We start from the raw sequence: 13,880 nt of genomic DNA, 5'->3' as shown, positions 1-13,880 counted from the left end.
GCGCGCAGGGCGGCGGCGCGCCGCCGATGTTCGGAGGCAACCGGCGCGGCGGCGGGCGCTGGAACCTCTCGGTCTACCACACCTGGCGCTTTTCCGAGGATGTCCGCATTGCGCCGGGGGCTGCGGTGCTCGACCAGCTGTCGGGCGATTCGCTGACCTCGGGCGGGGTGCCGCGCCACCGGATCGAGGCCGAGGGCGGCTTCTTCCTCGACGGTATCGGCCTGCGCCTCAACGCGACCTGGAATGCGCCTGCGAGCGTGAATGGCAGCGGCGCGCCGGGCAGTTCGGACTTGCGTTTCGGGGCCTATACCACGGCCAAGCTGCGTCTCTTCGTCGATCTCGACCAGCGCGCTTCGCTGATCGCGAAGGCGCCGTTCCTCAAAGGCAGCCGGATCGCGTTCAAGGTCGATAACCTGTTTGATTCGCGCCAGAAGGTGACGGACGATAGCGGCGCGACACCGATTGCCTACCAGCGCGCCTATCGCGAACCGCTCGGCCGGGTGATCGGGATCGATTTTCGCAAGATGTTCTGATCGAGCGAGGTTCCTGAGGATAGCGGGGGCGTGGGGCTGGAGAAGCGCCGCGCCCCTCCCTATTTCAGACGCCATGTCGCGAACTTCGGCCGGAACACCTGAAAACCCTGAGGGCACGGCCCGATTCAACGAGGATCGGGCAACCTCGAGTGTGCGCGGCTCGGAACAGCCCGACCTTCAGGCCGGGGTCGAGGTGATCCGCGACACCGTGCGCACGCTGCCCGCACGGCCCGGCGTCTATCGTATGCAGGATGCGCGCGGCGAAGTGCTCTACGTCGGCAAGGCGCGGGTGCTGCGCAACCGCGTGGCGAACTACACCCAGTGGGAGCGCCTGCCCTCGCGGCTGCAGCGCATGGTCAGCCAGACGCGCTCGATGACCATCGTGACCACCAATTCGGAGGCCGAGGCGCTGCTGCTCGAAGCGCAGCTCATCAAGCGCTTTCGCCCGGCCTACAACGTGCTCTTGCGCGACGACAAGTCGTTCCCCTTCATCCTGCTGCGCGCCGACCACGGTTTCCCGCGGATCATGAAGCATCGCGGGGCGCGCAAGGCCAAGGGCAACTATTATGGTCCCTTCGCCAGCGCCGGTTCGGTCAACACCACGATCAACGCGCTGCAAAAGCTGTTCCTGCTGCGCAGCTGCACTGACAGTTTCTTCGCGCGGCGCGACCGGCCCTGCCTGCTTTACCAGATCAAGCGCTGCTCGGCGCCCTGTGTGGGGCGGATCGATGAGGCGGGTTACGACGAACTGGTGCGCGAGGCGAAGGACTTCCTCGGCGGCAAGTCCAGCGCGGTGCAGCGCCGGATCGAGGAGAAGATGGCCGAGGCTGCGGAGAACCTCGATTTCGAGACCGCTGCGATGCTGCGTGACCGGCTGCGCGCGGCTACCTTCATCCAGGGCAGCCAGGCCATCAACGCCGAAGGGCTCGACAGTGCGGACATCTTCGCGATGGCGGTCAAGAACGGGCAGGTCGGCATCCAGGCCTTCTTCATCCGGGGCGGGCAGAACTGGGGGCACCGCGCCTTCTTCCCCACGCACACCGAAGGGCTGGAAGAGGATCAGGTGCTGCAAAGCTTCCTCACCCAGTTTTACGAGGAAGTGCCGCCCGCGCGGGTGATCCTGGTCGACCGCGCGATCCCCGAAGGCGATCTTCTGGCCGAGGCCTTTCGCGAAGTGGCCGGACACAAGGTGGAGATTTCGGTGCCCCAGCGCGGCTCGCGCCGCCGCCTGCTCGAACAGGCGACGCGCAACGCGGTGGAAGCGCTCGACCGACGCCTCGCCGAGCGGGGCACGCAGGCCAAGGTCTTGCGCGAGATGACCGAGTTTCTTGAACTCGCCGACATTCCTGGCCGCATCGAGGTTTACGACAATTCGCACATCCAGGGCACCAAGGCGCTGGGCGCGATGGTCGTCGCGGGCCCTGAGGGCTTCGTCAAGAACCAGTACCGCAAGTTCAATATCCGCCAGGCGCAGACCAACGACGATTACGCGATGATGCGCGAGGTGATGACCCGCCGTTTTGGCCGCGCGATGGAAGAGGACCCCGACCGTGAGAGCGGGATGTGGCCCGACCTCGTGCTGATCGATGGCGGCAAGGGGCAGATGAGCGCGGTCAAGGACGCGCTCGAGGAGCTTGGCGTGGAGGACGTCAACCTGATCGCCATCGCCAAGGGCCCGCATCACGGGCGCGAGGGGCGCGAGGTGTTCCATTTTCCCGACGGGCGCGAAAAGATGCTGCCGGTCAATTCGCCCGTGCTGTTCTACCTCCAGCGCCTGCGCGACGAAGTTCACCGCTACGTGATCGGCGCGCATCGCGACAAGCGCAGCCGGGCGATCACGGCGAGCCCGCTCGACGAAATTCCGGGCATCGGTCCGGCGCGCAAGCGCGCGCTGCTGCTCCACTTTGGAACGGCGGGCAAGGTGCGCGCGGCAAGCCTGGAAGACTTGCAGCGCGCACCCGGTGTCAGCTCAACGGTTGCCCAGACGATTTACGATTTCTACCATCCGGGCGGCTGATCCGCATCGGTTCGCTATCCACCCGCCAGCGCGGCGAGCAGCAGCAGCGCGACGATATTGGTGATCTTGATCATCGGGTTGACCGCCGGTCCTGCGGTGTCCTTGTAAGGATCGCCTACGGTGTCGCCGGTGACCGCAGCCTTGTGCGCTTCGGAACCCTTGCCGCCGAAGTTGCCGTCCTCGATGTATTTCTTGGCGTTGTCCCAGGCCCCGCCGCCCGACGTCATCGAGAGCGCGACGAACAGGCCGCCGACGATCACGCCGAGCAGCAGTGCGCCGAGGGCGGCAAAGCCGTTCTCTTGTCCTGCCACCAGCGTGATCCCGAAATAGACCGCGATCGGGGCGAGCACGGGCAGCAGCGAGGGGACGATCATCTCCTTGATCGCCGCCTTGGTCACGAGATCGACCGTGCGCGCATAGTCGGGCTTGGTCTCGAAGGTCATGATGCCCGGATTGGCCTTGAACTGCTCGCGCACGTCGCGCACCACGTCGCCCGCAGCGCGCCCCACGGCGGTCATGCCCATTGCCCCGAACAGGTAGGGCAGCAGCGCGCCGAGTAGAAGGCCGACGATGACGTAGGGGTTCTCCAGGCTGAAATCGACCGTGAGGTCCGGGAAGAACGCCTTGAGGTCGGTGGTGTAGGCGGCGAACAGGACAAGCGCGGCGAGCCCGGCCGAGCCGATCGCATAGCCCTTGGTCACCGCCTTGGTGGTGTTGCCCACCGCGTCGAGCGCGTCAGTGCGGGCGCGCACGCTGTCGTCGAGCCCGGCCATCTCGGCAATGCCGCCCGCGTTGTCGGTCACCGGGCCATAGGCGTCGAGCGCGACGACCATGCCTGCGAGCGCGAGCATCGCGGTGGCGGCGTAGGCGATGCCAAGCAGCCCCGCGATCTGGTAGGCGATGACGATGCCCGCCACGATCACCAGCGTTGGCAGTGCGGTCGCCTCCAGGCTGATCGCGAGGCCCTGGATCACGTTGGTCCCATGCCCGGTGACCGAGGCCCGCGCGATCGACTTGACCGGGCGGTAGTTGGTGCCGGTGTAGTATTCGGTGATCCAGATGATGAGCCCGGTGATGGCCAGCCCCACCAGCGTGCAGAAGAACAGGTCAAGCCCGCTCACGTCACGCGCGCCGATGGTAAAGGTGCTGGCAACGCCGCCCAGGGCATGGGAAATCGCCAGCCAGATCGCCGGGATCGAAAGGAGCGCGGAGACGAGGAAACCCTTGTACATCGCGCCCATGATGTTGTTCGAACGCCCCAGGCGCACGAAGAAGGTCCCGATGATCGAGGTGACGATGCACACGCCCCCGATCAGCAGCGGCAGGGTCATCAGCGGCATCAGCCGCGCGCCGATGTCGCCGAGCAGAAGCGCGGTCAGGATCATCGTCGCGCCCACGGTCACGACATAGGTTTCGAACAGGTCGGCGGCCATACCGGCGCAGTCCCCGACGTTGTCGCCCACGTTGTCGGCGATGACGGCGGGGTTGCGGGGGTCGTCTTCGGGAATGCCGGCTTCGACCTTGCCGACGAGATCCGCGCCGACGTCGGCGGCCTTGGTGAAGATGCCGCCGCCCAGCCGCGCGAAGATCGAGATCAGCGAGGCGCCGAAGGCGAGTCCGGTCAGCCCCTCGATCACGCTGCGGTCCGTGCCGCCCACGCTGTGGCCCGCCGGTCCGGTCAGGTACCAGGTGAACACCGCGATCGCGAGCAGGGCGAGCCCCGCGACGAGCAGGCCGGTGATCGCGCCGGCGCGAAAGGCCAGCGTGAGCCCGGCCTGCAGCCCATCCTGCGCGGCCGAGGCGGTGCGCACGTTGGCGCGCACGGATATGGTCATGCCGATGAACCCGGCGGCGCCCGAGAGCAGCGCGCCGATGACGAAACCGGCCGCCGAAACCAGGCCCAGCGTCCCGGCCAGAATGGCGACGACGATCACGCCGACGATCGCGATGGTGGTGTACTGGCGCCGGAGGTAGGCCTCGGCGCCTTCCTGGATGGCTGCGGCAATGGCCTGCATTTTCGTGTTTCCGGCATCCGCGCCAAGCACGTGCCGACTGGTGATGAAGCCATAGACAATGGCCATCAAACCCAGGACGATAGCAATCGTGAGTGTGTTCACGAGACTGTCCCCTTCCCAATTATCTTATCGTTCACCCGGCGGGTTTTCCCACTCGGATGCCGACAAGGGCTACGCCCGAGGCGCAGCACTGGCAAGGTACTTGTCTATCAGGGCCGATCGGTGATGGCGCTGATCCGGATCAACTTTGGCTCGGGGGCACTCTTCAGAGGGAAAGGTGGCGTTGGCGTCGATCCCTCCGGCGATCACCTTGGAAGGTGCCTGGTGTGCGATGCCGGGGGAAGGGGGAAATAGGCCATGACTTCAAACCCGCAATCGACGGCGACGTGTTCGCGTGTCTGGCCGGTCCTCAGGTCGATCACCGAGGTCGTATCGCTGTCTTCATTGCAGACGAGAAATGTCTGTCCGTCGGGCGAGAACGCACCGTCGAGGGGCTTTTCACCGGCTTGCGCGGTGAACAGATGGTTGAGATCCGCATCGTAGAAGCTTGCGACCGGATCGAAATTCCCGATCACCGCGACGATCTCCCCGTCCGGGCGGTAGCGTACGATCTGCCCTTTCTGGCGGTGTCCGGGCAGAGCTATCGTGCGCGTGAGGGTAAAGTCGTCGCGATCGACGAGATGAAGGCGGGGGCTGTCGCCCGCGGTTGCGAGGACCAGCGGGCGTGTCGGGGCGGCCGCGATGCCGTTGGTCCCACCCGGAACCGTCAGTTCGCGGATCACGGAGCCGTGCGAACCTTTGAAGGCAACGAGGCTCAGCAGGCCATCCTCTTCCGCCTCGGTGACAAGGCGGTCGCGCCCCGGAACAGTGGCCAGACGGTGCACGTTGGTCGAGCCGATGGCGATCGCACCAACCATTACGTCGCGTGCGGGATCGATCACCACCACGGCGCCGCTTGCCTCGCAACAGCAGTAGATGAGCCCGTTCGCGCCGAGCCGTGCGGTATGGGGCGCCTTGTAGGGCGAAATGTCGATAAGTCGAACGAGGCGTCGCTCGGCAAGGTCGATGACGGCGATGGTGTTGCCGGGGTTCGGGTTATCGCCGTGAATGCCGTCGCCGAAAATCGGCACATAGGCCTTGGCGGATCGCGGGGGGATCAGCAGTTCGTGCGGCTTGGGTGGGAGGCCGTCGAGGATGGTTGTGCAGCCAAGCGTTGCCGGGTCAAGAAAGACCACCCGACCCGCCTTTTTCTCGACGGCAATGAGGCCAAAGCCCGCGACGTTCGCGATCATGCGCATCTCCTGCATTAAGCGGAATATTGTATATCAATGGCTTAATGCGCGAACTTGGTGTTTGTTCGCAGGATTTGTCGCAAGATTACGCGAGCGGCGCTCGGGCTTTCGTGCTTAGTGCTCGTAGCCCAGCCGTTCCGGCAGGGGCATTGGTGCGCCTTCGAAGTGCAGCGTGAGGCCCGTGGTTGGGGTGATCGTGCCGATCTTTGCAAGGGGGGTGTCGTGCTCGTTCGCGATCGTGCGAATGCGCGCGGAATGCGTCGGGGGGGCGGTGAACAGCAGGGTGTAGTCGTCACCCGCAGTGGCCGCCTTCAGGCGGGCCGCGAGATCGTGTCCCGCCACCGCGCGATAGGCGTTGGAGAGGGGAACCCGCTCAAGGGCCAGCTGCGCACCGGCGCCGCTCGCCTCGGCAAGCCGGGAGAGGTCCACCATGAGCCCGTCCGACACGTCCATCATCGCATGGACCAAGGGCGCCAGCGCCGGGCCGAGCCGGGTGTCGGGCATCGGGCGGCGGTAACGGGTTTTGAGCCAATCGGCTTCAGGGCCGCAGGGCGCTTGCGTCTTGCCGAGCAGCAGGTCGAGCCCGAGCCCCGAATCGCCGATCGTCCCGCTGACCCAGATCGCATCGCCAGGCCTCGCCATCGTGCGCGAGGGGACGCTGGTCGCTGTCGGCCCGCGCCCCAGCGCGGTGAGCGAGAAGCTGCGCGGGGCGCCCTCGGGCATACGCACCGTATCGCCGCCGAGCAGCGGCAGCGCGAAATGGCGGCACGCCTCGCCCAGCCCTTCGAGAAAGGCGTGGTCCCATCGGGTCTCGCCCAGCGCGTGCGAATAGAGGCAGCCGAGCGGCTGGGCGCCCTTGGCGGCAAGGTCCGAGGCGTTGACCGCGACGAGCTTCCAGGCGACGTCCTGCGGCGGATCGTCGGGGAGAAAGTGAACCGCTTCGAGCAGTGTGTCGAGCGTGAGCACGAGCCGTTCGCCGCCAAGCTCGAGCACCGCCGCATCGTCGGCCAGGCCGCGCGCCGCGGGGCTGGTTGCCAGGGCGCGCAGGGCGTCGATCAGGGCGCGTTCGGTGCTCATCGCCTGGTAGCTTGCCGGGGCGCAGTGGCCCCGGTCAAGTCCGGGAGAGGCGTGTTTAGCGGACGGCCTTGGCCACCGCGTCCAGCACGCCGTTGACGAACTTGGCTTCGCGCTCGTCGAAGAAGGCGTGCGCGACATCGACGTATTCGGTGATGACCGCGCCCGTCGGCACGTCGGGGCGGGCCATCAGTTCATAGGTGCCTGCGCGCAGGATCTGCAGCATGGTCTTGTCGAGGCGCTCGAGCGACCAGCCGCTGGCGAGCTTGGCCGATACCGCCGCGTCGATATCCTCGCGCCGGGCGATCGCGCCCTTCACCACATCGTCGAAGAAGGCGACGTCGGCCTTGGCGAACTGCTCGTCGTCGATTTCCATGCCGAGGCGATGGCGATGGAATTCGTCGAGCAGGGTCGCCATGAGCGTCCCTTCCATGTCGAACTGGTAGAGCGCCTGGACGGCGGCGAGGCGGGCGGCCGCACGGGCCTTCTTGGAACCGGACATTACTTGTTGAGCCTTACGGAAACGGAGCGGGCGTGCGCGGGAAGGCCCTCGGCCTGCGCCAGGGCGACGGCGGCAGGGCCGATCGCCTCGAGCGCGGCCTCGTCGAGCTGGATGAAGCTGGTGCGCTTCATGAAATCGAGCACGGAGAGGCCGGAGGAAAAGCGCGCGCGGCGCCCGGTGGGAAGAACGTGGTTGGGGCCCGCGACATAGTCGCCGACCGCTTCGGGGGTCATGCGGCCCAGGAACACCGACCCGGCGTGGCGGATCTGTGCGAAGATCGCTTCGGGATCGTCGGTCGCGATCTCGACGTGTTCGGCTGCGAGACGGTTGGCGAGTTCGGGCGCCTCGTCGAAACTCTCGACGACGATGATCACGCCGTTGTCGTTCCACGAGGTGCGCGCGGTCGCCTGCGTCGCCAGTTCGCCCAGTTCAAGTTCGACCGCTTCGGCGACGTGATCGGCGTAATCTTCATCGTCGGTGATGAGGATCGACTGCGAGGTCGGGTCGTGCTCGGCCTGGCTCAGCAGGTCGGCGGCGATGCGCCAGGGGTAGTTCTGCTTGTCCGCGATGACGAGGATCTCGCTCGGCCCGGCGACCATGTCGATGCCGACCACGCCATAGAGCTGGCGCTTGGCTTCGGCGACCCAGGCGTTGCCCGGACCGGTGACGACGTCGACCGGCGCGATGCGCCCGGTGCCATAGGCGAGCGCGCCCACCGCATGGGCCCCGCCCACGCGCCAGACTTCGTCGACACCGGCGAGGTGCGCGGCGGCGAGCACCAGCGGGTTGACTTCGCCCTTGGGCGTGGGGGTGACGACGACGAGCCGCTCGACGCCCGCGACCTTGGCCGGAATGGCGTTCATCAGCAGCGAGGATGGGTAGGCCGCGCGGCCACCGGGAACGTAGAGCCCGGCCGCATCGACCGCGCGCCACACCGCGCCAAGGCGCACCCCGGCCGCGTCGGTATAGTCGCGGTTCTCGGGCATCTGCGCTTCGTGATAGGCGCGGATGCGGTCGGCGGCGGTTTCGAGCGCGGCGCGCAAGGTCGGGTCGAGCGCGTCGAACGCGGCCTTGCAGGTCTCCGCCGCGATCCGCCAGCCGGTCTGGTCGAGGTCGTGACCGTCGAACTTTGCGGTCAGTTCGGCCAGCGCGGCGTCGCCGCGCGCGCGCACGTCCTTGAGGATCGCGGCGACATCGTCGGCGACGTCGACAGCGCTCTCGCGCCGGTCATCGACCACGCGGGCAAACGCCTCGGCAAAGCCGGGCGCGCGGGTGGAAAGGCGCAGCATCAGGCGGGCACCGTTTCGGCCGAAACCAGCGCGCGGAAGGCATCGACCAGCGCGGCCACGCGCTCGTCGGTCTTGAGCGCAGCGCGGTTGACGATCAGATGCGCCGAAATGTCGAGAATGCGGCTGGTCTCGATCAGGCCGTTTTCCTGAAGCGTGCGCCCGGTCGACACCAGGTCGACGATCCGGCTCGACAGGCCGAGCGTGGGCGCCAGCTCCATTGCGCCGTTGAGTTTCACCACCTCGGCCTGCACGCCCAGCTTCTCGAAGTGGCGGCGGGTGAGGTTGGGGTACTTGCTGGCGACACGAAGGTGCGAGGGCAGCGTGTCGGTTTGCTGGCCCTTGATCTCGGCAACCGAGAGGTGGCAGTGCCCGATACCCAGGTCCACCGGCGCGTAGAGGTCGGAGTAGTTGAACTCCTCGACAACGTCCGAACCCACGATGCCCACTTGCGCCGCGCCATGCGCGACGAACGTCGCGACGTCGAAGGCGCGCACGCGGATCAGGCGCATGTCGCTGTTTTCGCAGGCGAAGGAGAGCGCGCGCGACTTCTTGTCATGAAACTCCGCGTCGGGCACGACACCGGCGCGCGCCATCAGCGGGAGGGCTTCATCGAGAATGCGCCCCTTGGGCACGGCAAAGGTCAAAGGTGTCGGCATGGTGCGCGCATTTAGGCGCGCTTGCGCGAAAGGGCAACCGGGAGAACGGTTGAAGGGCCGGTGGTGCGCTTTGCGGTGCCCCCGCGAGGATTGCGCGGGGGGGGGGCACCGCGAGGATGATGAAGGCCGCCGGGGCAGAGCTATTCAAGGGGTTACTGCTCCTCGCCTTCCGCACCAGCGAGCGCTTTCGTCCCCGGCGATCGCAGGTCAGGGCAGGGGTGGTGATAAGGCGATCATTCGCCCGGAGCGCGGGCCTGGATGGCGAGGGCGTGGACGCGCTGGCCGGGAATGTCGCCAAGGGCGGCGTTGACCCGGCGCTGGCGCTGGAGGCGTGAAACGCCTTCGAATTCAGCGCTTTCGATGCGGATGGTGAAGTGCGATTCGCCCGTACCGTCATCGCCGGTGTGGCCGGCGTGCGAGGCCGAATCGTTGATGACCTCAAGCTGGGTCGGGGCGAAGGCAGCGGTCAGGCGCTGGGCGATTTCCTGGGCGATGGGTCCGGTCATGGGGTTCCATTTAGGCGATCTTTGCCCCATCTTGAAGCGGGTGAGACAGCATAGATTTCATGGACGCTTCGAATCCACCGGTCGCGAATGCAGCTGGCCGGGGTGCGAGGAGGCGGGCGAGTTCCGCGCGCCGGGCGCGCGCTCGCCCAGTTTCGACGGGCCGGGCGACTATCGCTGGTTCTGCCTGAACCATGTGCGCGAGTTCAACGCGGGCTACGACTATTTCGAGGGCATGGAGCCCGAGGAGATCTTTCGCGCGCAATCGCCACTGCACGGTTGGGAGAGTACCGCGCGCGCCTTCCGGCCCGAGGAAACCGTCGATGGCGCGCCGCACTGGGCCAAGTTTTCAGACCCGCTCGAGGCGATCGGCGCGCGGGCCCGTGCGCATGTGAAGCGCCGCAAGGGCGCGATGCAGGAAGAGTTTCAGGCCAACGCGCGCTTCACCGCCGCCGAACGCGGCGCGCTCAAGGTGCTCGGCCTCGAACGTGACGTCGACGCCAAGACCCTGCGCATGCGCTACACCCGCCTCCTTCGCCAGTATCATCCCGACCACAACGGCGGCGATCACGGCCATCAGGACAAGCTGCAAGGCGTGGTCGAGGCCTATCAGCTGCTCAGGAAGGCGAAGGCGTTCGCCTAGTTTGCGAGGGCGGCGGCATGCTCTTGCGCCATTGCGCTTCGCTCATTTCCACGCAGATCTTCGGGCAATCGAGCAGGCTTGAGGCGAGCGCGCGCCAGCGGGCAACGTCTGCACAGCGCGCCTGGGGTGCTATGGTGATGACGAGCAGCGGCGGAACCGGGAAATCGGCATAGCGCTCAAGAAAATCGCGGATTTCGCCGTCCTTCTCTACAGCAAACCCGTTCCACTGCGGTTGGTTCGGCCCGATCGACAGGCGGTTTAGGACCGCGTGGTGGATCGTGTCGAACGCAAACCAGCCCTGGACCCAGGCCCGTGAAGTCCCTCCACAGGCATCGCGCGCATAGGTTGCAGGGGGCGGTGCTTGCGTGTCCATGGCAGGCCGGGCCGCAGCCAAGGACGGCGCTGAACACAACGCAAGCGCGAGGGCGGGAACAGGTCTCAGCCAATATCCGCTCACCGTTCGAGCACCGCCCGCCAGCGGTTCGCGTTCTCCTCGCCGAACACGCGCACAACGTCGCGGCCGCGGTAGAAGCCTTCGAACTGCTCGGCCTCATCGGGGATCGTGACCCAGGCCTGTTTCGCCTTGGTGAAGATATGGAGGGTGGGCGTGATGCTGCGGGTCTGGTCGAGCGTGCCTGCACGCACGAAGCGGGCCTTGTCGCCGGCCTGGTGAAACACCGACCAGACCGAGACGCGGCACTGCGGGCAGCGGTGGTTGGCCTGTCCGAAGCCGCTGTCGGTTTCGAGTTCGATCGCCTCGGGCGGTTCTCCCAGCAGCGTTACGTGCGCGGTTTCGATCACGAGGTTAAGCGCGAAGGCGCTACCGGTCTGGCGCTGGCAGGCGTGGCAGTGGCAGCACTTGATGACGATCGGCTCGGCTTCGAGCCGGTAGCGCACCCGGCCGCAGTCGCAGCCGCCCTGGGTGCCCGCGATCATCGGGCGGGGGGCTCGCACAGCGCGGCGAGCTGGTCGGCGGCGAGCATCCAGCCCTGTTCGAAGCCCATGTCGGCGTGGGCGCGGCAATCCTCCTCGCGCCAGTGGCGCGCGGTGGCGGTGTAGCGCGTGCCCTCGCCCTCGGGCGCGATCTCCCAGATGCCGATCATGAACGGGCCGGAGGGGCGCAGGTCCCCCGTTACCGCGTCGGTCGTCGCAAAGCGGCGGCCTTCGTCCCAGGCGAGGAACAGGCCATCCTGCGGCACTTCCTCGCCCTGCGGGCCGAGCATTGTCATGCGCGTGATGCCGCCCGCGCGGGCGTCCTGCTCGTCGATCCGCACCGACCAAGGGGCCGGGCACCACCATTCTTCCTGACGGTAGGCCATGGCCTGCCAGACGGTTTCGGGCGGGGCTGCGATGAAGCGGGTCACGCGCAGTTCGTGGTGGTGCGTGTGGTGCGGCGGCGTATTCTCGTTAGCGGGGCCGGTCATGCGTACTCTTTCTCCTCGTGCGCACTGACTTTGGGTGGGCAGGCCCTTCAGCTCTTGCCCTGTTCGGCGATGAGCGCGCCGTCGATCGCCTTGGCTTCCTTGTAGGCGCGGCGGGCCTGGCAGCGTTCGGCATAGGCGACGAAGGATTCGTTGGGGGGAAGCAGGCCGAAGTTGAGCCCCCAGTCGATCGAGCTGCCGACATAGACATCGGCCATGGTGAAGCGATCGCCACAGATCCAGCACCGCTCGGCAAGGCACCCGTCGAGCGTTGCGATAAGCCGTTCGAACGAGCCGAAACTGGCCATGGCTTCCTGGCGCGGGCCGTTGGGTTCGAACCCCAGCGCCTTGGCGGTCAGCGCCTGGTCGACCGGCCCGGCGCAGAAGAAGGTCCAGCGGTAATAGTCGGCTATTTCGAGATCGGACGGGAGCAGCTCGGCTTCGGGGTGCATCTCGGCAAGATAGAGGCACACTGCAGCCGCTTCGGTCACCACGCGGTCCCCGCTCTCGGCGTGGTGGACGAGAGTGGGCACTTTGCCCATGGCGTTGGCGGTGAGCAAATCGGGTGATTTGGCCGCCCAGTCGACGAGCGACTGATCGTAGTCGGCCTCGACCTCGTGGAGCGCCCAGCGCGCGATCTGTCCGCGCGACATCGGGTTGGTGTAGAACGTATAGTCGGCCACCGGTTCACCTCTCTTTCGCCCACCCGTTGAAAAGGGGTGAGTCGAGAGGGGAACGTAGAAGGAACACAAAGGCGGCGTCAACCGATCTGCGGCGCGTCGAACAGGGGGCGCGAAGGCGCGCTGTGGCTTGGCGAAAGTACCTCCGAAGCGGGTCATTCCCCTGATGTTCGCGCAGCCTGTCCTGGGTTACCAAAGGCAACCATGCCAGCGCGCCGCTATGCCCGAACCGTTTCTTCTCCGCCGGAGCGCCAGGCGCCGTCTGGTGTGTCGCGGGGCGCGCGCGTCGGGGGCAGGGCGAAAAGCGTGCACCTTGACCCAACCGACCCGGCGGCTGAGCCCGCGCGCGAGACGGCGCTTGCCACCACGCCGCTGCGCCACGGGCGCTGGTACAACGATGCCTGCGGCAGCGCTTTCGCGATGGAGGTCGTGGGGGAGCGCTGGTCGTTGCTGATCGTGCGCGAACTGATGCTGGGCGCGCGGCGCTTCAGCGAAGTGCGCGCGGCTCTGCCCGCGCTCTCGGCCAAGGTCCTGAGCGAACGGCTGGAAGGGCTGGAGGCGAGTGGTATCGTGCGGCGCGCGTTTCTGCCGCCGCCTGTCTGCGCGCAGGTCTATGGCTTGACCGCGTGGGGCCAGGACCTCGAGCCGGTGCTTCAGGCGATGGTGCGCTGGTCGCTGGCCGCCCCTCAACATGACCGCAGGCTGCCGTTCACGCCGGTGTCGTTCATGCTCCTGTTGCGCAGCCTGTTCCAGCCGGGGCGGGCGGAGGGTCTTTCGCTATGGGTTGCGTTCGATATCGCCGAGCAGCGCTTTGCCGCCCGGGTGGTCGATGGCGCGTTCAGCGTCCATCCGGGCGGCGAAGCGCTCGAATCGCCGGACCTTCGTTTCCGCGCACGCAGCGCGTCCGATTTCGTTTCGCTTTTCCTCGAAGGCGGGGAGAGTGCGGCCCTGTCGATTGCGGGGGACGGTGATCTTCTCCGGCGTTTCACGCAGCTCTTCGCCATGCCGGAAAGCGACGGTCGGGACGATCGCGGCGACGGGTGAGGGCGAGGGGCCCCGGCCCCGGCCCGAAATGCCGAAGAGGCCGTCCGCAGGCACTCTGCAGGCAAGGCGGGCAGCCCCGAGGTATGGCTTGCGTAAAATAATGTCTTTTGTGGCGCATTTTCTTGCGGCGGCGTCGGCCAAGTGGCGGCGTGTCAGACCTGCAATCGCCTTGGCTTGTCGTTCGCAAGGCCACAATCGTGCAAAGCGTGTT

General features: G+C 66.8%; 15 protein-coding genes. 4 read left to right on the top strand and 11 right to left on the bottom strand.

The window, feature by feature from the left end; genetic code table 11:
• Both MTR62_RS00860 and uvrC read left to right on the top strand, forming a co-directional pair.
• The coding region (locus MTR62_RS00860) for a TonB-dependent receptor (RefSeq protein WP_244016376.1) at positions 1–533 on the top strand (533 nt) is incomplete at its 5' end.
• A gap of 73 nt (positions 534–606) precedes the next feature.
• Positions 607–2,550 carry an excinuclease ABC subunit UvrC gene (gene uvrC / locus MTR62_RS00855; RefSeq protein WP_244016375.1) on the top strand — a complete coding sequence of 648 codons (1,944 nt, stop codon included), beginning with the start codon at positions 607–609 and terminating at the stop codon, positions 2,548–2,550.
• Positions 2,551–2,564: 14 nt separating this feature from the next.
• On the opposite strand, the gene MTR62_RS00850 is transcribed toward uvrC, so the two are convergent.
• The 7 genes from MTR62_RS00850 to MTR62_RS00820 all read right to left on the bottom strand — a co-directional run bounded on the left by MTR62_RS00850 (position 2,565) and on the right by MTR62_RS00820 (position 9,884).
• Entirely contained in the window at positions 2,565–4,667 is a 2,103-nt protein-coding gene (locus MTR62_RS00850; protein WP_244016374.1) for a sodium-translocating pyrophosphatase, read from the bottom strand.
• Between the two features lie 203 nt (positions 4,668–4,870).
• Positions 4,871–5,857, bottom strand: coding sequence for a YncE family protein (locus MTR62_RS00845; protein WP_244016373.1), 987 nt, complete (start codon positions 5,855–5,857; stop codon positions 4,871–4,873).
• 114 nt (positions 5,858–5,971) lie between these two features.
• Positions 5,972–6,934 carry a thiamine-phosphate kinase gene (gene thiL / locus MTR62_RS00840; RefSeq protein WP_244016372.1) on the bottom strand — a complete coding sequence of 321 codons (963 nt, stop codon included), beginning with the start codon at positions 6,932–6,934 and terminating at the stop codon, positions 5,972–5,974.
• Positions 6,935–6,989: 55 nt separating this feature from the next.
• Entirely contained in the window at positions 6,990–7,433 is a 444-nt protein-coding gene (nusB, locus tag MTR62_RS00835; RefSeq protein WP_244016370.1) for a transcription antitermination factor NusB, read from the bottom strand.
• On the bottom strand, positions 7,433–8,722 hold the full coding sequence (gene hisD / locus MTR62_RS00830) for a histidinol dehydrogenase (protein ID WP_244016368.1): 1,290 nt from the start codon (positions 8,720–8,722) through the stop codon (positions 7,433–7,435). Before hisD ends, nusB begins: the two co-directional genes overlap by 1 nt.
• Positions 8,722–9,378 carry an ATP phosphoribosyltransferase gene (gene hisG / locus MTR62_RS00825; RefSeq protein WP_244016366.1) on the bottom strand — a complete coding sequence of 219 codons (657 nt, stop codon included), beginning with the start codon at positions 9,376–9,378 and terminating at the stop codon, positions 8,722–8,724. The genes hisD and hisG overlap by 1 nt, the downstream gene beginning before the upstream one ends.
• Positions 9,379–9,611: 233 nt before the next feature.
• Positions 9,612–9,884 (bottom strand): BolA family protein, encoded by a 273-nt coding sequence (locus MTR62_RS00820; RefSeq protein ID WP_244016364.1) that lies wholly within the window; start codon positions 9,882–9,884, stop codon positions 9,612–9,614.
• 40 nt (positions 9,885–9,924) lie between these two features.
• Between MTR62_RS00820 and MTR62_RS00815 the strand changes: the two genes are divergently transcribed.
• Entirely contained in the window at positions 9,925–10,524 is a 600-nt protein-coding gene (locus MTR62_RS00815) for a DnaJ domain-containing protein (RefSeq protein ID WP_244016362.1), read from the top strand.
• On the opposite strand, the gene MTR62_RS00810 is transcribed toward MTR62_RS00815, so the two are convergent.
• The 4 genes from MTR62_RS00810 to MTR62_RS00795 all read right to left on the bottom strand — a co-directional run bounded on the left by MTR62_RS00810 (position 10,499) and on the right by MTR62_RS00795 (position 12,628).
• Complete coding sequence (locus MTR62_RS00810; protein WP_244016360.1) at positions 10,499–10,897, bottom strand: hypothetical protein; 399 nt, start codon at positions 10,895–10,897, stop codon at positions 10,499–10,501. The two genes, MTR62_RS00815 and MTR62_RS00810, sit on opposite strands and share 26 nt — an antisense overlap.
• A gap of 80 nt (positions 10,898–10,977) precedes the next feature.
• A complete protein-coding gene (locus MTR62_RS00805; protein ID WP_244016358.1) occupies positions 10,978–11,460 on the bottom strand; it encodes a GFA family protein in 483 nt (160 codons plus the stop codon).
• On the bottom strand, positions 11,457–11,948 hold the full coding sequence (locus tag MTR62_RS00800) for an SRPBCC domain-containing protein (RefSeq protein WP_244016356.1): 492 nt from the start codon (positions 11,946–11,948) through the stop codon (positions 11,457–11,459). The genes MTR62_RS00805 and MTR62_RS00800 overlap by 4 nt, the downstream gene beginning before the upstream one ends.
• A 47-nt stretch (positions 11,949–11,995) precedes the next feature.
• Entirely contained in the window at positions 11,996–12,628 is a 633-nt protein-coding gene (locus MTR62_RS00795) for a glutathione S-transferase family protein (RefSeq protein WP_244016354.1), read from the bottom strand.
• Between the two features lie 303 nt (positions 12,629–12,931).
• Here MTR62_RS00795 and MTR62_RS00790 point away from each other — a divergent pair, with 303 nt between their 5' ends.
• Positions 12,932–13,669 carry a winged helix-turn-helix transcriptional regulator gene (locus MTR62_RS00790; RefSeq protein ID WP_244016352.1) on the top strand — a complete coding sequence of 246 codons (738 nt, stop codon included), beginning with the start codon at positions 12,932–12,934 and terminating at the stop codon, positions 13,667–13,669.
• Positions 13,670–13,880 lie beyond the last annotated feature (211 nt).

This window comes from Novosphingobium organovorum, assembly GCF_022832435.1.
GTDB classification, from domain to species: Bacteria; Pseudomonadota; Alphaproteobacteria; order Sphingomonadales; family Sphingomonadaceae; genus Novosphingobium; species Novosphingobium organovorum.
Note: the sequence above shows the minus strand (reverse complement) of the source record. Positions and strands in the feature narration are given on the sequence as shown.